This is a genomic window from Photobacterium ganghwense (assembly GCF_003025595.1).
Taxonomy (GTDB): domain Bacteria; phylum Pseudomonadota; class Gammaproteobacteria; order Enterobacterales; family Vibrionaceae; genus Photobacterium; species Photobacterium ganghwense.
Window position 1 is genome coordinate 14,735 of record NZ_PYMI01000002.1, and the last position, 17,552, is coordinate 32,286.

The window sequence follows — 17,552 nt, forward strand, 5'->3', positions numbered from 1 at the left end:
CTGCTGAGGCCACTTAATGAGAGCGGTATTTGGCAGAGGTAATAAACTGACTGAATGCCTCGCACCAGATAATCACCGTATTGTACTGTTCAATATCTACCGACGGCGGCACATAAACCACAAAACTTTTAAAGTTTTTCACCGATCCGATATCTACCATCTGAGGTTTGAGCGTGTTAAACGCCGCTTCTGTCTCAACAAATTGAGGAGACAGATATACCCGATAGTCCGGCCCCGGTGCCATATCGCCGATAAAACTGATTGCATCCGGAGCAACCGCCACGGCACCTTCGCCCCAGTGCAGAAAATCACTGTCCTCCCTGTCCCGCACGAACAGGGTCAGATAACGCGCATTGAGCACCACCTGCTGCACGGCCTTCTGCGGCGGCGGTGGCGGTGCCGTCATCACCGGTAACAAGTAAATACCCAGCATAAAGCCGATAGCCAGCATCAGACTGTGGCTGACAATGTTAGGTATCCATTTCATGGCCTTCATGAACGCTCCTTCACGGTAGCTCGTATGCGGTAACCCCTGCTCGGAAGCCCCTTTACAGCAACCCCTTCGGATCACTCATTTATAATAGCTCTTTCAGCATTTCCCCGTCATATCCGCCCTGATACAAAGACCCAATTCGAGACAGCCATTTATTTCATAATCACGCTCGATTTCTTAAACACTCTTGCTGGGTGAAAAGATTTACTGCGTCATCCGGCGGCTGAACCATTTTGTGATCTGCTCAACCACAGCCTGCCGAACCGGACCACCGGTATGGCTGCGGGTCTGCAGCAGGTCAACCGTCGTCATCCAGCCGTTCGGTTCATACTCCACCTGCAACAGGGTAAGATCGCCCTTGGTCAGAAACGGCTGCGACAGAGATTCCGGCACAATCGCCCAGCCCAGCCCCTGCGTCGCCATATCTAACAGCAGCTGATGGGTATTGGCATACCAGACCTGAGGGCTGATTGCGTAGCTGAACCACAGTTCCTTACCGGCTGAAGACCGCTGGGCCAACTGGCGATAATTGCGCAGATCGGCATCATTAATCTGGGCCATGCCCGCCAACGGATGTGAAGGCGCAGCTAAGGTGATAAACCGCTCATAGCCTAACGTGACAAAATCCACGTTCTCCTGCATGCTGCCGTCTGCATAGACCACCCCGATATGGGCATCGCCCCCCTTCACTAGATCATAGATATCAAATGTTGATGCCGTCGTAATCTCAATCGTGGTCATCGGGTACTGCGCATTAATAACATCCAGATAGTGAAATAAAGAGGGAGCCATCAGACTTTCTTCCACCGCAATGGTCAGCGCGTGCTCCTCTGCTGCCTCCAGCGCCAGCACTTTCTGATCCAGCCGCTGCTGCTGTAACAGTACTGAACGGGCAATGGGCAGCAGGGCTTTTCCGGCCTCGGTCAGCACCGGCACATTGCCGCTGCGATCAAACAACGTCTGATTCAGAGCAATTTCCAGATTAGCCACGGCCTGACTGACCCCAGACTGCGCCCGCTTTAACTTACGGGCTGCTGCCGAGAACGATCCGCACTCGCACACTGCCGAAAACATTTTCAGCTGTTCAAAACTGTACACCTATCCTCCTGCGGCCACGGCGCATGTCGCACATCAATTTACACCTCGATTCACGCTTCAATTCGAACATCAGTTCACGCATCAATTCGCACATTTAAGGTATCACACATCGTGATGACTGCTAACTTTTCCTGTGAATTGGGATTGTTATGATGTCAGACAATTAACATTCATTTTTGAGAACACAATGACACTGCGAGAACGGTTATTCCATGCGGCTTTGTTTGAACTGCTGGCGATTATATTTTCAGTGATAGGTTTGATGCTGCTGACCGAGCACTCGGTTTCATCACTATCAGGATCAATGATAGCAGTCGCCTTTATCGCCATGGTGTGGAACATGGCATTTAATGCTGCTTTCGACCGACTTGTGCCCGGAAAACGGGAAAACCGCGGCTGGCTGCTGCGCATTGGCCATGTCGCGGCGTTCGAAGGTGGCCTGCTGCTGTTCACCGTTCCGGTGATGGCCTGGATCCTTCAGGTCAGCCTGTGGCAGGCTTTCATTCTGGATATTGGGGTCACTCTGTTTATTACCTTATACGCCCTGATTTTTAACTATTGCTACGACCACTCCCGCGCCTATCTGATCCGCAAGGGTCACTATCAGCCTGTTACGGCTTACTAGCTTACGCCGTAACGCGCAGCCTAATACAAACAGTCAGTACAACAAGCAGCTAAAACTAGCAGTCTGAAACAGGCTTTTTCAAAAAACAGCTTCCCGCAGACTGAATGACAAAACCCAAATCCCATACCAACGCATAACAGACTTGTGCCATCCGGCCTGAAACATTGATGAGGAAAGATCATGCCTGCTAATCACCAGCTATCTACACACCTGTCAGTCGACGAAGCCTTTGCCCTGCTTAAGCGGGGCGTCGATAGCATTACCCCAGAAGTGGCACTAAAAGAAAAACTCCAGCTGAACCGCCCGTTAATTGTGAAGCTCGGGGCAGATCCGACGGCGCCGGATATTCACCTGGGCCACACCGTGATCCTGAATAAGCTCCGCCAGTTTCAGGATCTCGGCCATCAGGTGATTTTCCTGATTGGCGATTTCACCGGCCGGATCGGCGACCCATCAGGTAAAAACACAACCCGCCCGCCCCTGACGACCGAACAGGTGATGGCGAATGCCGAAACCTACCAGCAACAGGTCTTCAAAATTCTCGACCCGGCCAAAACCCAGATTGTGTTCAACTCACAATGGCTATCGAAGCTGGGCGCGGAAGGCATGCTGAAGCTGGCTGCCAGCCAGACTGTCGCCCGAATGATGGAACGTGAAGATTTCAAACAGCGCTTTGCCGCAAACCGCTCCATCGGCATTCATGAATTTATTTACCCGCTGCTGCAAGCGCACGATTCAGTAGAACTGAAAGCTGACATTGAACTGGGCGGCACCGACCAGACGTTCAACCTGCTGATGGGACGTGAACTTCAGAAACAGCAAGGTATGGCACCACAGGTAGTCATTACCATGCCGCTGTTGGTCGGTCTGGACGGCGATAAAAAGATGTCGAAATCAGCCCATAACTACATCGGGGTGACAGAATCACCGGATGAAATGTTCGGCAAAATCATGTCGATTTCTGACGATTTGATGTGGAATTACTTCGAATTGCTCTCATTCCGCCCAATGGAAGACATTGAACAGCTGAAAGCCGAAATTGCCGAAGGCCGCAACCCGAAAACCGTTAAAGTGCTGCTGGCAAAAGAAATTGTTGCCCGTTTCCACAGCGATGCTGACGCCGAAGCCGCCGAACAGGCTTTTGAACAGCGCTTTAAACATCAGGTACTGCCGGACGATCTCGACGTTCTACCCCTGCCGCAAGGTGCCGCCATTCCTAACGTGCTGAAAGACGCCGGATTGGTCAGCTCAACGTCAGAAGCACTTCGCCTGATCCGTCAGGGTGCAGTAAAAATTGATGGCGAACGCCTCGACGATCCGCAGTTTATCCCGGCCACGGGCAGCGCCATTTATCAGGTTGGAAAACGCCGTGTAGCCAAAATCGCCTTAAGCTGATTGGTCGACTCTGTCTCATCAAACAACCCAACAGGCGCGTGAAAGGCACGCCTGTTGGGTTTGTGTAAAAGCCATAAGTTCATTACTGGACAGAAATGTGCCAGTGTTTTTGCTAATTTAGCAAACCACCAATAACTAAACCATCAGTAGAAGTTCAGCTAGAAGGAGATACCTTCAGGTACATATTTGACTGCGCTTTTCTCCCTATGGACGATGCAGAGCTGGATTACGCATTTTTGAATGCCAACCGGAAAGCCCTTCAGGCGATCTACACAAACAATGAAAATGTCCATGTTTAACGATAAAAAAGAATAAACATGAACCTTTGGCTATGCTACCGTAAATTCGCTATTTAATTTGGTGGAGATAGATAATGAGCGGCAGTTGGGCTGACGTCTTTCCGTATTTTGCTGGAGCTTTAAAGCTTATTGTATTAGGTATTGGAGGCTACTTAGCTATTAAGTGGCATTTTGATGAAGAGGCAAGGGTGAGGGAAGAACAAGGCGTTGTATTTGATAGGTCAAGCTACATGAAAAAGATGGCAATGATACTAGTCTTTCTAGTCACCCTAGTGATTCTAGTGATTTATGCCACTAACTGGTTGCTCTACTGACGGGCTTTGCTGTTACGAACGATGTTTGGCGATTTCCAATTGAATAGCCATTTAATCAGTAGACACTTCGTATCATTACTAAAATTTGAGTACAGTCGAACTCTTATATGTATATTGCACCTGTTCGAAATACATAATGGGGTATAAACGTGCTAGCGATGACTCGGCTGGCACGTCTCTGGACAAAAGTGAGCTAGAGGCATTGCTCTAGCTCGGGTGATTTAGATTAGAAAATGTATTGATGCCGTATATAGTCTATCTAGTATGCTGCCTTCAGCAGGTATTCATAAGCATCTAGTCAGGAAAAACAACAATACCCAGCGCTTCGAGAAGCTGTTCTTGCTGCCAAGCCGCAATTTTGATACCTGATGTATCGACTTTGCGGGGATCTAAACCGTCGAGTTCGGCGTGGCATAAATTGGCACCCTGTAGGCTAAATTGCCCCCAGACATCTTCGGAAAAAACACCTCGACTTAAGTCTGACTCTTTCAGTGATGCACCCGTTAGGTGAGTTCCTATCCAGCGATTTTCAAACAACTCACATTTTTCTAAACAAACCCTCTCCATATTGGCATAGGAAAGGTTAGATCCAGTAATAAAGACTGAGCAAAAGTACATACGATTACTCACTTGATTGGCAAAGTTTGCTCGGGAAAAGTTGGCACCTTTTAAATCACACTCACGTAACTCAATACCGTAGCAATTGGCGTTACTGAAGTTTGCCATCGCAAGTTGGCATTGTTGGAAACTTGCATCGCGAAGATCTGCGACATCAAAGTGGCAGCCTTCGATATCACCCTGTTCAATGAACTTGCAGTTAACGAATGTCGTATCGCGCAAGTTAGCACGTCGAAAGTCGCAGCGAATGAAAGTGCAAGCAGTGAACGTGAGAGCACTTAAGTCTTTATGTGAAAAGTTGTGGTACCGATATGTATGATTGTAGGTTTCCATGAGGGCTCCTTGCTGAACTGAAAGCAAGACTACCATTATGCTTATGCGAAGACATTAAAATAAAATCCTATAAAATCAATATATTAAAACCCCTCAATTTGCCTGTTTTAAGGGGTCAAATTGGTACGTAGCGCGCCTATCGCTATGGCCTTAATACGCGGCGCTGTTGAAAAAAGTTATTAGCTTTACATTGGGGTAGGCGAGCTGTGCTTTATTAGGTGGCGTTGGCCGCAGTTTCTTTTTTATCTTTTGTGAATCTTCATCTAGAAACTCGACAGCCCCAAGTTCAGGTTAAGAAAGGTATGGCAAAGATTGGTTTACATATTGCAACTGATCTTTAGTTCTAAATAGCTTTGGGGCAAATTCGTGTTACCAATGGCGTCAGTCGTGACTCTGCACGCATGACCAAAAGTATGGAAAAACTCTATATACGTGGCCAGTTTTAGTTAATCACTACAAGATGTTTGGAACATCTTGACCAGAATAGTGGCCCCTAACTGGCTTAAGGTTTTAGCTTGGGTTTATCTTGGTAGGGTCATAGGGGGCGGTGTGTGTCTTGATTCTAAAAGCCGACCAGATTTCAGCGTGGTTTGATAGGTATCTACTGAAGAAAGACAAAGAGTAGACGTGATTGTGAAGCTCTAATATCGGTCTTTAGCATGATAAAAGCGAGTAGCCAAATAAAATGGTTCTCGCTTTTTTAATCAATTACCACGTTCGATTCGAGATAAAAATTACCCAGTAAACTCTTCAGAATCGGGACGATTGGTAAACTGCACACCATTTAAGAAGTCGCACAGCAGTTGGTCTTCACACTGTTTGTAGTTTTTGTTGTTTGGCTTGCGGAAATACGCACCAATTTCGTATTTACTTAAACTAATACCAACCACTTCTAATACGTCCAACACATCTTCTGCTTTCATGTCTAGCGCAATGCGCAGCTTCATGAGAATCATGTTGTTGGTCAACGTGACTTCTGGCTTAGGTTGCTCGCCGTCTTTTTTTCCTCTCTTGAGGTTAATAAAGCCATTTAAGAATACCGCTAACTCTTGATCCTTCATCTTAACGCAAGATTTGTCGCTTTCATCTTTTAACCAGTTTGCCACTTTATCGTGAGCCACAGTGACTTCGGCCTGCCAGAAAGCTTTCATTATCTGCGCGTTTTTAAGGTTTAACGCGTGTTGGATACGACGTAAAATTTCGTTGTTAGTCACTAGGGATTCCTAAAATGAGTTCTAAGGGTGAATAAAAATCCATCAATGACATGCGATCTGTGGGTGTCTTTATTCAATAGCGTAGTTGACGGTGACTCTAACAGAGAACACGTTTCTTCGGTAGGTTAAAAAATAGAAATAAGACGGCCTATTCGAACTAGTTGGCTAAGTTGGTAAGACCCCACTTTCATAGACACTATGCTGATTAGAAGAAGTAGGTCAAACCACCTCACTGTTATTTGTGAGGTAGAAGGTTACTGGCAAGGAATGGGGCATAAATGAGTTAAACATTATCAATTATAAACTTCATTTATGTCTTCTTACGTTCCCCTCTCCTCATCTTAAAAAAGCCCGCAGCTAAACCAGAGTTCTATCAAGAACTCCATCAATCACAACTCCCATCACTTAATAAAATTCTTTTCTTAAGATTTCTTCAGCCCCTACGACCAGAGTAAAAATTACACGGTAAAAGCCCCACAACGTGAAGAATATTTGGTTGAATACGCATTACACTTTAGAGATTTTTAAATATTTAAAACAAAATTTTAGACAAATACTCTTTATAAGAACACTTCATATCCTGTCATGTGCATAGAAAAGACAAAGATTTCCGACATTAATCGCACCAATTTGTCAGTACTGGCAATCATTCGCTGAACACAAGCTGACAACGAGTTTAAAACCCGATACGGCAAGTTTTCGGGACATCTTTCTGTCGTATCCAGTCGCAACATAAACAAACAAAACACTGATAAATAAGAAAATAAATCATGTTTCTTAATCACTGATTTCTCTTTTTATTTTACAGCCCAACACTGCCAGCGTTGTCGGTGATGAGCCAAGTGTCCGTAATCAATAAATAATCCGGTTTATGAGAATTTTACTTTTTTCTTTGGCAGATTTTCTTTCTTAAGGCTTTCTTAAGTTTTTCTCTCTAAGTTAGCAGTAACACCGCTTTCAGGGGAAAAGCCATGAGCAAGACACTTCAGCTTCGCGTGATTGACCGTCAACATCCGGAGCGCTCAAAAGTAGAAGAACACATTGCGCAACGTTACGAGAAAGCGTTTCATGCCCAGCTGTCAGAATTTATGCCGGTGTTGCTTGCAGTATATGGCGAACACGATGAGCTGCTGTCAGCCTGTGGCTTTCGGGTTGCCAGTGAAGAACCATTGTTTCTGGAACAATACCTGACGAAGCCTGCAGACGAACTCATGTCTGATGTTTTCCAACTGCCTGTTGGCCGCCATTCTCTGATTGAGATCGGCCAGCTGGCTTCTTTTTCTCAGGGCTCTGCCCCACAGCATTTCTTTTTGTTAAGCCAGTACCTGCTGGAACAGGGGTATCAGTGGTGCATTTTCACGGCGACCGACCCGCTACATGCCATGATGCACCGACTGGGACTCACCCCGATTCAGCTCAGCCTCGCCAGTGCCGACCACGTGCCGAACGCTGAAAAAATCTGGGGAAGCTACTACCAGCATCAGCCTCGGGTGTGCGGCGGCCAACTGCTGGCCGGTTACCAGCAACTCGCCAAGCGTTTCATGCGACTTCAGTCGTTGGCACAGGCGAGTTCAGGTGACATGTCTTCCGGCCATGCCGAGCCACCCCAACAGGCGCAAATGTGAACCTGATACAGATGCCGACAGCTACAACGCAATAAATGCACGGCAATTAACAACAAATTCATCACCACAGGCAGGGAAGCCACCCTCCGGCTATCTGTACTAAAGGGGAATCGGATGCACAATATTCAGCCAGCAACACTACCAGCCACCGTTCTGGCTGCCATTGAGAATCAGGTCAGACTGGCTCCTCATTCACCGGCGATCGTAGGCAATGTGAACGCTCAGCCACCCGGTGAAAGGGTCAGCCTGACCTACCAACAACTGTCCCAGGCGGTCAATACCGCTCGCGATGCCTTGCTTGCCTTTGGTGGCAGGCGGCTCGCGCTTCGTGCCGAAAACGGCCTGGAGTGGGCTATCGCGGATCTGGCGGCAATGGCTGCCGGACTGGTTCTTGTGCCGGTACCGCTGTTTTTCAGTCCGAGCCAGGTTGATCACCTGCTACAGGAAGCCGACATTGACACCCTGTGGGGACACTGGCCGTCTGACCTGCTGAATACCCTTAGCGGAGCCGCAGGCAAACACGTACGCAATGAAAAAGTAACCACTGAAAAAGTAACCAGTGCAAAATCCAGCAATGACATAGACAGAGAAGTGAACGCCGAGGCAGCCAAAACGGCGGAATACCCAGCCATCGCGGGATTAACGGTGCGCCGCTACGTTGCTCAGCCCAATACTGGCAACTCAAGCCCTGACAAAAGCCAGGACAATGTGGCACTGCCTGAGGGTACAGCAAAAATCACGTTTACCTCCGGCTCGACCGGGCACCCCAAAGGGGTTTGCCTAAGTCAGGCGCATCTGGATAAAACCAGCCATACGCTGGCTTCACAACTGGTACTGGCCGCAAACGGGGATACCGCAGCCCTGCCGCAACACCACATGGTGCTGCTGCCGCTGACCACTCTGCTGGAAAATATCACCGGTTTGTATGTCCCGCTGATGATGGGGATTCCGACCACGATTCTGCACGGCAGCCAGCTTGGCCTGAACGGCTCAAGCCAGTTTGATATCCGTCAGTTTGCAGCCGCCCTGTTCGAGTTGCAGCCGCAGAGTCTGGTGATCACACCAGCCTTATTGGGTGCCCTGTGCCATCTGGCCGCGGCCTCACCCTCGGTTGCCAAACCGCTGAAGTTCGTCGCCGTCGGAGGCGCACGGGTTTCAGAGAAATTGCTGATGCAGGCACACCATTTGGGTATTCCGGCTTTCGAGGGATACGGTCTGTCAGAATGCGGTTCCGTGGTCAGCCTGAATACGCCTAGGTATAACCGACCAGGGTGCAGCGGTATGCCGTTGCCTCATTGCCGGGTCAGCATCAGCGACGACGGCGAAGTAGTAGTACACCACGCCGGGATGCTTGGCTATGCAGGTACCGATCCGTCTTCACATCATCCCGACACCATTCATACCGGTGATCTGGGTTATTTAGACGATGACGGCTTTCTGCATATCACCGGCCGCCGGAAAAATGTGCTGATCACCAGCTTCGGCCGCAACATTTCTCCGGAATGGGTCGAATCAGAAGCTCAGCCTTATCCGGCGTTGCAACAAATGTTGGTTGCCGGTGATGGCATGGAGCGCCTGATCGCCATCGTCGGCTTACCCGCCGTTCAGAGGCTTCATACAACCGATCTGCAGCACAACACGACATCGCAGGATGAAGATGCGCGTCAGATTCAGGCACAAGCCGTTATCACCGCCATCGAAGCACTTAACAGCCAGCTACCTGATTATGCCCGTCTGGGGGCTGTGATTCTGACCGACGATTTCCGCCAGTCCCCAGACTTATTTACCGCCAATGGCCGTCCGAAACGCCAGGCTTTCCATGACCGTTTTCAGCATGTTCTGGCCGAATTAGCCACCGAGCAGGTCAACCTGACACACGATTTTCAGCCCATTGTGAAATGGCAGCTCAACAAGGATACGACTATGACCAACGAAACCGCTTTCTTTGACCAGCTGGTGCAACACACCCAGCCTGCCCGCGACACCATGTATCGTGCGCCGGTCTTTGCTGCCTGCGCGCAGGGAAATGTCACCCTTAACACGTATACCGCGTTTCTAACTCAGGCATACCATCACGTAAAACACACAGTCCCACTGCTGATGGCCTGCGGCTCCCGATTGCCGGAACGCTATGAATGGCTGCGTCAGGCCATCGGTGAATATATTGAAGAGGAAAAAGGCCACCATGAGTGGATCCTCAACGACCTGACGGCCTGCGGTGCTGACGCCGATGCCGTTCGTGCCAATCAGGGCAAAGGCCGGGTCGGCAGCGATATTGAACTAATGGTCGCATACCTGTATCACCAGATTGACCGCTGCAACCCGCTGGCTTTCTTCGGCATGGTGTGGGTACTGGAAGGCACCAGTGTGGCCTCCGGCGGTGAAATGGCAGCGATGATCCAGAAAACCCTGAACCTGCCTAACAGCGCTATGAGCTACCTGATTTCTCACAGCTCGCTCGATCAGGAGCACATTCAGCTGTTTGAAGGGCTGATGAACCGCATTACGGATCCGGCTGACCAGCAAGCCATTCTTGACGGTGCCGACATGGTTTACCGCCTGTACGGGCAGATGCTGCACAACTTGCCAATTAGTGACAATAGCGCTGAGCAGGCCACCCAAGATACGCAGGGAGCATGTGCATGAAACTGACCAATAAACGGATACTGCTGACAGGCGCGACCGGCGGCATCGGGTCCGCCCTTGCCCGCCAGCTGGCTGCCAAGGGGGCTAACCTGATTCTTGTCGGCCGCAACCAGAGTAAGCTGGGCGCCCTGCTGCACCAGATCAGCCGGGGGGAATCGGTCACTCCAGCGCAACACCTGAGCCTGTGCGCCGACCTTTCGCAGCCGGACGACATAGAAGCGCTGCATCGCCAGTGCCTGACATGGCGCGATCAGGGAATCACCATCGACATGCTGATTAACAACGCCGGCAGCAACGAGTTTGCTTATCTGGCGCAGCGCAGCAGCGAAGCGATCACCCGGGAACTTCAGCTCAACCTGCTGGCCCCGATCCTGCTGTGTCAGAAGGCGATGTCATGGCTGAACCACCCCGGCCAGATCATGAATATCGGCTCGACATTCGGGGCGATCGGCTATCCCGGCTATACCACTTACTGTGCCGGTAAGGCCGGATTGTATCGGTTCAGCGAAGCCCTGAACCGGGAGCTGTCCGACAGCGGTATCACAGTGCAGTACCTTGGCCCACGCGCCACCGATACGGACCTCAATGATCAGCGGGTCACCGAATTAAACCAGCAACTGGGCAATAAAACAGACAGTCCGGAGGCGGTCGCGACGGCTATCGTGCATAGCCTCGAGCAGGAAACCCCTGCCCGCTGGCTGGGCTGGCCGGAAAAACTGTTTGTCAGACTGAACCAGTTGATCCCGAAGGTTGTGACAGCATCGATTCGTAAGCAACACGCAACCATCACTGATTTTGCAAGAAAACTGCCGTAACAGCGGCGAATGCACAGGAGATAAGATGATGAAACGTCATTCACGGATTTCTGCTTTGGCACCCGTCGCCGTAGCCCTGAGCCTGTTGGCAATGTCAGCCCTGACGCAAGCGGCAGACGACAACACGCTGAGCGATATTCAGCATCAGTGGGCAAAATGTAAATATGACACCTTCAACAACGACAATCAGGTAGAATGTCTGGAAAAGCTGATTGATATCAACCAGAAAGCGGTAAGTCGTCAGCCTAAACGAGACGATCTGAAAGTCTGGCTGGCGATCAACAAAAGTACGCTGGCCGGGGTAGATGGCGGACTGAGTGCCCTGTCGCTGGTGAAAGAGTCTAAGTCTTTGCTGGAAAGCGTGATCCAGTCGAATCCAAACGTGCTGGAAGGTTCCGCTTATACCAGTTTGGGTACACTATACTACCAGGTACCTGGCTGGCCGATTGGCTTTGGCGATGATGACAAAGCCGAATCCATGCTAAAACGAGCCCTGGCGATTAACCCCAACGGCATCGACCCGAACTTTTTCTACGGTGATTTTCTGGCCCAGGACGGACGCAAATCCGAAGCCATTGCATACCTGAAGAAAGCCCAGAAGGCGAGCCCTCGTACCGGTCGCCAGCTGGCTGACAAAGGACGGCAGATGGAAATTGCCAACAAGTTGAAGGAACTGCAATAACCATGCGCATTCTGTTAGTAGAAGACGATGCCATGCTCGGTCAATCCATGGTGGCTTCCCTTAGCCGCCATGGCTATACCGTGGACTGGTTACAGCTCGGCAATGGTGTCGAGCTGGCGCTCAAAACCGAGTCTTTCATGGCCATTATTCTGGATTTAACCCTGCCCGATACCGACGGGCTGGATGTGCTGCGCCGCGTGCGTCGCAGTGGCCACACCCTGCCGATTCTGATCCTTACCGCCCGCGATGACATTGATGACCGAGTCAAAGGGCTTGATGGCGGTGCCGATGACTATCTGGTCAAGCCGTTCGCGCTGGAAGAACTGCTGGCTCGCCTGCGGGTATTAATCCGTCGGGTGGCAGGCAGTACCGATCCGGTGCTGGAAATCGGCGATCTCACCCTGTCGCTGAAAAACAATGACGTGTATGTACAGGGCAACCCGATCAAACTGACCAAAAATGAATTTAAGCTGCTGGCGACGCTGGCGACCCAATCCGGTCGGGTACTCAGTAAAGAAGCGCTGCAGCAGGCATTGCACGGCTGGGATGAACTGGCCAGCGATAACGCCATCGAAGTGCACATTCATAACCTGCGCAAAAAAGTCGGCAGTAAGCTGATTAAAAATATCCGCGGTGTGGGGTACATCATTGAAAACAGCTGACGCCAAGCCTTTTTCCATCAAACGCAGACTGATCCTCACCTCGGTGGGGGTCGCTGCGTTTTTGGTACTCATCTCTTGGGTGTCGATTTTCTTTGAAGCCCACCACGAGATTGATGAAGTGTACGATGCCAGGCTTGGTCAGTCGGCCAAAATTCTGGCCCTGAGCATGCCGCATCTGCTGCGCGAGCCTGCTGATATCCGAGCCCAGGCGTATTCGGGCTGGTATCAGAACATTCAGCGCTACGGCGGCGGCGATGACGATACCCTCACCCCTTACGGGCACCCTTACGAACAGAACCTGATGTTTCAGTTCTACAGTCAGGGCGAGATTCTGATCAAATCACCCGGCGCACCGGATACTCTGATCGGAGAGCCCGGTACGCTGGGTTATGGTAAAGTCGAGATTAACGGTGAGCCGTGGCGGCGCTTTCAGATTGAGTTACCCCCTCAGCACGGCCTGCTGAAACCGGCCTATCTGGTGGTGGCCGAGAAACAGGCGATTCGCCGTGAGCTGATCAACGAAATCGCGGTATCCACCGCCGCCCCGCAGCTGATACTGATAGCCGTACTGGCTGTCACGCTGATTCTGATCACCAACAAATTTTTCCGTCCGATCAATGAACTGCGTCAGGCGATCTCCGAACGACATATCAACCGGCTAGACGCCATCAGCGTCAAACACCCGACCATCGAGCTGGAACCATTGGTCCGGCAGCTCAACTACATGCTGGGCGAGGTAGAAAAAGCCTGGAGCCGGGAAAAACGGCTGACCCAGACTGCGGCCCATGAGCTGAAAACCCCGCTGGCAGTATTACGCCTGAATGCGGAAAATGCCCTAGATGCCCTGAGCCGCCAGCAACACCATGAGCTGCGCTCTGACCTGCAACAGATTTTGCGCGGTATTGAGCGTACCGACCGGGTTATTCAGCAACTGCTTATGCTGTCCCGTGTTGAAGCGCACCATAATCAGCACATCGAATCGCTGGATCTGGCTGAAAACCTGCGTAACGTTATTGCCAATCTGGTGCCGCTGGCGCTGAAAAATGACCAGCATCTGGCCCTCGACGGACCGGAATCCGTCCGCATCATGGGCTACCCGATCCTCCTGTCGGTGTTGTTCAGTAACCTGATGGACAATGCGATTCGCTACGCCGGTAAAGAGGCTGACATTACCGTTACCCTGTCCACCACCAAAGACTGGGTAGAAGTCACGGTCAGTGACAGCGGAGAAGCCATTCCGGATAGCCTGAGGGATAAGATTTTCGAAAAGTTCTTTCGTGCCCATACCGAACGCGGTGACGGAGCCGGACTGGGCATGTCGATCATCAAAGATATTGCGTCGCTGCATGGCGGCAGCATCGAACTGTTACCGGCCTCCGGCCCTCGAGGCAACCAGTTTCGGGTGAAATTACCGGCCCGCTCAGCTCAGATTGCACCGGTAAATGTCATCGCCAAAACCCGGAATGAGCCCCATCCTGCGGGTTAACCGCTGAACGTCAGACACAAAGCGCGCAATATCTGCGCGCTTTTTTTATGTCTTTTCAGGGCAATTTTGCCTCTGAACGGTGCCGATATTAAGCACAAGATAGCCGTCACAAGCTAGCAGGCACCAAATTAAGTGACCAAAAAATAAGTGACACCAAAGTAAGTGACAGAAAGTTAAGCCGCACAAAGAGGCCACACAGACAAAAAGGCGGGGTCAGCCCGACTTCAGCGTCAGGGTCGACAGATTCTGGTGATCCCAAATCCACGCACGGTCAGGGCGAACCGGTATACCGCCCACGGCGTACTCACCCCAACTGGCAGTTTGGCGATGCCTGACGACTTGCCAGCCCAGCGCTGTCAGTGCCAGCTTGTGGCGCATCCAGTCAGACTCCGTCAGGGGTTGTTGCCCAGTATTATCAACATTGTTCGCACTGTCCGGGTTGCTCTCTGCGATGCTGACACGCTGCACTAAAGCATTGTCTCCCACCAGCAGCGGCTTAATTACCGCCCAGAGCATGACATCCCCCAGAAAAGGCAGCGGCTCCAAAGCCTGATAGCGTTGGAACAGGGTCGTAAAAGGCACTCCTGTGTGGTGCTCTTTGTCCTGTATTAACTTGCTGTCGCCTGTCTGCCCGGTCAGAGCATCCCCTTCAGTTGCCAGCGCCTCCAGTGCCAGCCACTGGGTCAGTCCCAGCCCGGAGTTCTGATGCGGTAGTTCCTGAAGATGACGACGCAATACCGCAGCCAGATTGGGCAACTGAGCCCATTGCCCTGACGAGGAGAGTAACCGCACTAACGACATGGGTGACTCATCACACAGCGCATCCCAAACCCGACTCGCCGTGGTCATCATTGCTTCACTGACAGATCGTCGCGACTGCCACAATGCCCGCAAACCCTCCGCCGGTAATTGTCCCAGCCCGATAAACCTGTCCTGTCCCGGGAACCGGTTCACCTCAATTAGCTCAAGCACAGGCTGCGGTTTTTGATCCGCCCCGGGCGACACCATATGTGCACACCACTCGGCCAACACCCGCACCATCATCAGCTGATCATAATTGTCGTGTTCAACCCATAGCACCAGCCGTTCATAGGTCGAGTCGAGCAACTGAGCGCGCTTTTGCTGCCCGTCGGCAAGTAACATGGCTTCCGTCGTGATCGTATCGCCCATCGCCGTCAGTAAATGCTGACGAACAAAGCGCGCTCGCACAGCCTCGCAGCGCCGGGGATCGCGGTCGAGAGGTCCCAGACAAAACGGGTCGATATAGGGCAGGAAATCGCCGGTGAATCCGGCTTCCGTCAGTCGATGCTGAATGTCGTGACCACACCGCACATGCAAAGTGCGTTGGTCATTGTCAAGCGGGGCGACCTTGTGCGCAATCTGCTGCCGGTGATAATCCAACTGGTCAGTGTGCACTTTCAACTGGGCCCAACTGGGCAAACCCAGCTCACGAGCAATAACCAGCTGAATATCAGCCAGCCGAATATTGTCCGTATTCAGCGACATTGCTTTGGGGTGATGCGCCCGCACCTGCTGCCATTCTTGCGAATCGCTGTGCTTAAGGGCTTTCAGACGTTGCTTGGCTCGGCGTTTCAACACGTCGAGACGCAAGGAAAAAGCGTTGTGAGTTGTCATGATTTCACCTGTCTCATGCTTCTGTGCTCGCCCGGCAGAAGAGAAGGCAAAACAAGTTGTAGGCAGCGGCACAATCTGCCGCTCTCAGTTAAAGTTACCTTGGATTTCATCCTTTCCGCGAGCCGGTGGCGCAGGTAGCGCCTGCGGAAAGGATATAACACCCGCCAAACGTTGCAAAGCGGGACGAGCGAGTAAAACCCAAAAACGTGAACGACCAACACATCACGCCGTGCGTTGCCGCGCGACTGGAATTTGCTTGCTTTTCAGCGACATTGCGACTTGCAGGCTCGATTTTTGAGCCTTAAGTGAATCTGAGCTACCCGGAACAAAACAGCCGTTATGCACTAATCAGCGACTGCTCACTGACAAAAATTGTCGGGACAACAGACACGCCTTCCTTTGCCGCCATCGCCGTCAACGCCACTTCCGAGGCGCGCTGAATATGTTTTACGCAGGCTCGGTGTGCCGCGGCAACATCACGCTGCACAATGGCATCAACGATCGCGCTCATCTCTTCAATACTCTCCATGTATCGATTTTCCTGGGAAATCGATGTGGCACGTAGCAGGTTGATACGCGCCTGTTGCTGGCGCAGCAGTTTCGCCGCCGTCTGGTTACCGCACCCTTCATACAGCAGCTCGTAAAAATCATTGACGCTGTCGAGGATGTTGGAAACATTCCCCTGTGTCAGGCGACGCGTCAGCAGATGAAGTGTGGTTTCCAGCATCTGCAGGTGCTTGTCAGACGCATTGATGGTGTACAGCTGAACAATCAGGCTTTCTAAGCTGGCTCGCAGCTCGTAAATCTCTTTCGCGGTTTCCAGCGTTAACTTGGTAACAATCGGCCCTTTGTTTTCCAGGTAATCAACCAGCCCTTCGGATTCGAGGTGGCGCAGTGCTTCACGTACCGACGTCCGGCTGACTCCCAGCATGTCACAGAGATCCCGTTCAACCAGGCGATCTCCGGGAAGAAGCTGAAAATTCATAATGGCACTGCGTAAGGTTGCCAGCACTTTCTCGCGCAACGGAATCCGACTGTTTTCTATCTTCATTAGTTGCGTGGGTTGCCTGATCATCTTGATATCCTACTGGTCGTGGGATGGCATAGACCGAAGTAAACTACAGCACCATGCATCCATATATTTAGTGTGGGCGGGGCTCATTATAAGTGATAGCAAATAACGATTTAAGGTAATTTTTGTGCTAGGCATGGCCTTTTCCACACATAACACTTTGATTATACACCTTCGACAATGACAACTTGTGCCGTGGCGATGCCAGCCCGGTGTACTTTGGCCTTCTGATAGCTGTCGGAATGGTAGCAGTTCAGCGCCTGTTCAAACGACGGGAATTCAATGATGACATTCCGTTGATGTTCGTTTCCTTCCAACTGCGTAAAACGTCCGCCGCGGGCCAGTAACTGGCCATTAAATTGCTGAAATGCCGCCGGTGCCAGGTCGGTATAAGAACGATATTTTTCAGGATGATGAACGGTGACATGAGCGATCCAATACCCTTTCATGATTCCTCCTAACCGCTTTGGGTTGCTGTCGAGTGATTTGTTAAGTTAAGTGTTGAGGCGCTTGCTGAGTGAACCACTTGGGTTAATGCCT

At 51.1% G+C, this 17,552-nt stretch carries 16 protein-coding genes and 1 pseudogene; 10 read left to right on the forward strand and 7 right to left on the reverse strand.

Features of this window, described 5'->3' with window-relative positions; genetic code table 11:
- Nucleotides 1–13 precede the first annotated feature (13 nt).
- Nucleotides 14–496 (reverse strand): DM13 domain-containing protein, encoded by a 483-nt coding sequence (locus C9I92_RS05925; RefSeq protein ID WP_047885129.1) that lies wholly within the window; start codon nucleotides 494–496, stop codon nucleotides 14–16.
- A gap of 201 nt (nucleotides 497–697) precedes the next feature.
- Nucleotides 698–1,591 carry a LysR family transcriptional regulator gene (locus tag C9I92_RS05930; protein WP_047885128.1) on the reverse strand — a complete coding sequence of 298 codons (894 nt, stop codon included), beginning with the start codon at nucleotides 1,589–1,591 and terminating at the stop codon, nucleotides 698–700.
- A gap of 187 nt (nucleotides 1,592–1,778) precedes the next feature.
- Here C9I92_RS05930 and C9I92_RS05935 point away from each other — a divergent pair, with 187 nt between their 5' ends.
- The 3 genes from C9I92_RS05935 (at nucleotide 1,779) to C9I92_RS05945 (ending at nucleotide 4,224) form a co-directional block, all read left to right on the forward strand.
- Complete coding sequence (locus C9I92_RS05935) at nucleotides 1,779–2,216, forward strand: PACE efflux transporter (RefSeq protein WP_047885127.1); 438 nt, start codon at nucleotides 1,779–1,781, stop codon at nucleotides 2,214–2,216.
- Between the two features lie 180 nt (nucleotides 2,217–2,396).
- On the forward strand, nucleotides 2,397–3,611 hold the full coding sequence (tyrS, locus tag C9I92_RS05940) for a tyrosine--tRNA ligase (RefSeq protein WP_047885126.1): 1,215 nt from the start codon (nucleotides 2,397–2,399) through the stop codon (nucleotides 3,609–3,611).
- A 373-nt stretch (nucleotides 3,612–3,984) separates the two neighbouring features.
- Complete coding sequence (locus tag C9I92_RS05945) at nucleotides 3,985–4,224, forward strand: hypothetical protein (protein ID WP_047885125.1); 240 nt, start codon at nucleotides 3,985–3,987, stop codon at nucleotides 4,222–4,224.
- Between the two features lie 294 nt (nucleotides 4,225–4,518).
- On the opposite strand, the gene C9I92_RS05950 is transcribed toward C9I92_RS05945, so the two are convergent.
- A complete protein-coding gene (locus tag C9I92_RS05950) occupies nucleotides 4,519–5,175 on the reverse strand; it encodes a QnrS family quinolone resistance pentapeptide repeat protein (protein WP_047885124.1) in 657 nt (218 codons plus the stop codon).
- A gap of 734 nt (nucleotides 5,176–5,909) precedes the next feature.
- Nucleotides 5,910–6,389, reverse strand: a complete 480-nt coding sequence (locus C9I92_RS05955) for a YehS family protein (protein WP_047885123.1) — start codon at nucleotides 6,387–6,389, stop codon at nucleotides 5,910–5,912.
- A gap of 971 nt (nucleotides 6,390–7,360) precedes the next feature.
- Between C9I92_RS05955 and C9I92_RS05960 the strand changes: the two genes are divergently transcribed.
- From C9I92_RS05960 to C9I92_RS05985, 7 genes and pseudogenes are all read left to right on the forward strand, one after another.
- Nucleotides 7,361–8,014, forward strand: a complete 654-nt coding sequence (locus C9I92_RS05960; protein WP_047885122.1) for a thermostable hemolysin — start codon at nucleotides 7,361–7,363, stop codon at nucleotides 8,012–8,014.
- Between the two features lie 114 nt (nucleotides 8,015–8,128).
- Nucleotides 8,129–9,850 (forward strand): annotated as a pseudogene (locus tag C9I92_RS25650) (AMP-binding protein); the annotation flags it as partial.
- Nucleotides 9,851–9,937: 87 nt separating this feature from the next.
- On the forward strand, nucleotides 9,938–10,660 hold the full coding sequence (locus C9I92_RS25655) for an iron-containing redox enzyme family protein (protein ID WP_242551987.1): 723 nt from the start codon (nucleotides 9,938–9,940) through the stop codon (nucleotides 10,658–10,660).
- A complete protein-coding gene (locus C9I92_RS05970) occupies nucleotides 10,657–11,475 on the forward strand; it encodes an SDR family oxidoreductase (protein ID WP_047885121.1) in 819 nt (272 codons plus the stop codon). The genes C9I92_RS25655 and C9I92_RS05970 overlap by 4 nt, the downstream gene beginning before the upstream one ends.
- A 25-nt stretch (nucleotides 11,476–11,500) precedes the next feature.
- The gene (locus C9I92_RS05975) at nucleotides 11,501–12,157 is read left to right on the forward strand and encodes a tetratricopeptide repeat protein (RefSeq protein ID WP_428838599.1); all 657 of its coding nucleotides are present in this window, start codon (nucleotides 11,501–11,503) and stop codon (nucleotides 12,155–12,157) included.
- A gap of 2 nt (nucleotides 12,158–12,159) precedes the next feature.
- Nucleotides 12,160–12,819, forward strand: a complete 660-nt coding sequence (locus C9I92_RS05980; RefSeq protein ID WP_047885120.1) for a response regulator — start codon at nucleotides 12,160–12,162, stop codon at nucleotides 12,817–12,819.
- Entirely contained in the window at nucleotides 12,806–14,305 is a 1,500-nt protein-coding gene (locus C9I92_RS05985) for a sensor histidine kinase (RefSeq protein ID WP_047885119.1), read from the forward strand. The genes C9I92_RS05980 and C9I92_RS05985 overlap by 14 nt, the downstream gene beginning before the upstream one ends.
- Nucleotides 14,306–14,518: 213 nt before the next feature.
- On the opposite strand, the gene C9I92_RS05990 is transcribed toward C9I92_RS05985, so the two are convergent.
- From C9I92_RS05990 to C9I92_RS06000, 3 genes are all read right to left on the reverse strand, one after another.
- Nucleotides 14,519–15,940 carry a DUF1835 domain-containing protein gene (locus C9I92_RS05990; protein ID WP_047885118.1) on the reverse strand — a complete coding sequence of 474 codons (1,422 nt, stop codon included), beginning with the start codon at nucleotides 15,938–15,940 and terminating at the stop codon, nucleotides 14,519–14,521.
- Nucleotides 15,941–16,277: 337 nt separating this feature from the next.
- Nucleotides 16,278–17,015 (reverse strand): GntR family transcriptional regulator, encoded by a 738-nt coding sequence (locus C9I92_RS05995; RefSeq protein ID WP_047885117.1) that lies wholly within the window; start codon nucleotides 17,013–17,015, stop codon nucleotides 16,278–16,280.
- Between the two features lie 161 nt (nucleotides 17,016–17,176).
- Nucleotides 17,177–17,461 (reverse strand): DUF1330 domain-containing protein, encoded by a 285-nt coding sequence (locus C9I92_RS06000; protein WP_047885116.1) that lies wholly within the window; start codon nucleotides 17,459–17,461, stop codon nucleotides 17,177–17,179.
- Nucleotides 17,462–17,552 lie beyond the last annotated feature (91 nt).

Bases quoted from the DNA above. Each gene is read 5' to 3' on its own strand.
- C9I92_RS05990 (WP_047885118.1), bottom strand. From the start codon at position 15,940: ATGACAACTCACAACGCTTTTTCCTTGCGTCTCGACGTGTTGAAACGC.
- C9I92_RS05925 (WP_047885129.1), bottom strand. From the start codon at position 496: ATGAAGGCCATGAAATGGATACCTAACATTGTCAGCCACAGTCTGATG.
- C9I92_RS05935 (WP_047885127.1), top strand. From the start codon at position 1,779: ATGACACTGCGAGAACGGTTATTCCATGCGGCTTTGTTTGAACTGCTG.
- C9I92_RS06000 (WP_047885116.1), bottom strand. From the start codon at position 17,461: ATGAAAGGGTATTGGATCGCTCATGTCACCGTTCATCATCCTGAAAAA.
- C9I92_RS05945 (WP_047885125.1), top strand. From the start codon at position 3,985: ATGAGCGGCAGTTGGGCTGACGTCTTTCCGTATTTTGCTGGAGCTTTA.
- C9I92_RS05980 (WP_047885120.1), top strand. From the start codon at position 12,160: ATGCGCATTCTGTTAGTAGAAGACGATGCCATGCTCGGTCAATCCATG.
- C9I92_RS05970 (WP_047885121.1), top strand. From the start codon at position 10,657: ATGAAACTGACCAATAAACGGATACTGCTGACAGGCGCGACCGGCGGC.
- C9I92_RS05975 (WP_428838599.1), top strand. From the start codon at position 11,501: ATGATGAAACGTCATTCACGGATTTCTGCTTTGGCACCCGTCGCCGTA.
- C9I92_RS05995 (WP_047885117.1), bottom strand. From the start codon at position 17,015: ATGATCAGGCAACCCACGCAACTAATGAAGATAGAAAACAGTCGGATT.
- C9I92_RS05960 (WP_047885122.1), top strand. From the start codon at position 7,361: ATGAGCAAGACACTTCAGCTTCGCGTGATTGACCGTCAACATCCGGAG.
- tyrS (WP_047885126.1), top strand. From the start codon at position 2,397: ATGCCTGCTAATCACCAGCTATCTACACACCTGTCAGTCGACGAAGCC.
- C9I92_RS05950 (WP_047885124.1), bottom strand. From the start codon at position 5,175: ATGGAAACCTACAATCATACATATCGGTACCACAACTTTTCACATAAA.
- C9I92_RS25655 (WP_242551987.1), top strand. From the start codon at position 9,938: ATGACCAACGAAACCGCTTTCTTTGACCAGCTGGTGCAACACACCCAG.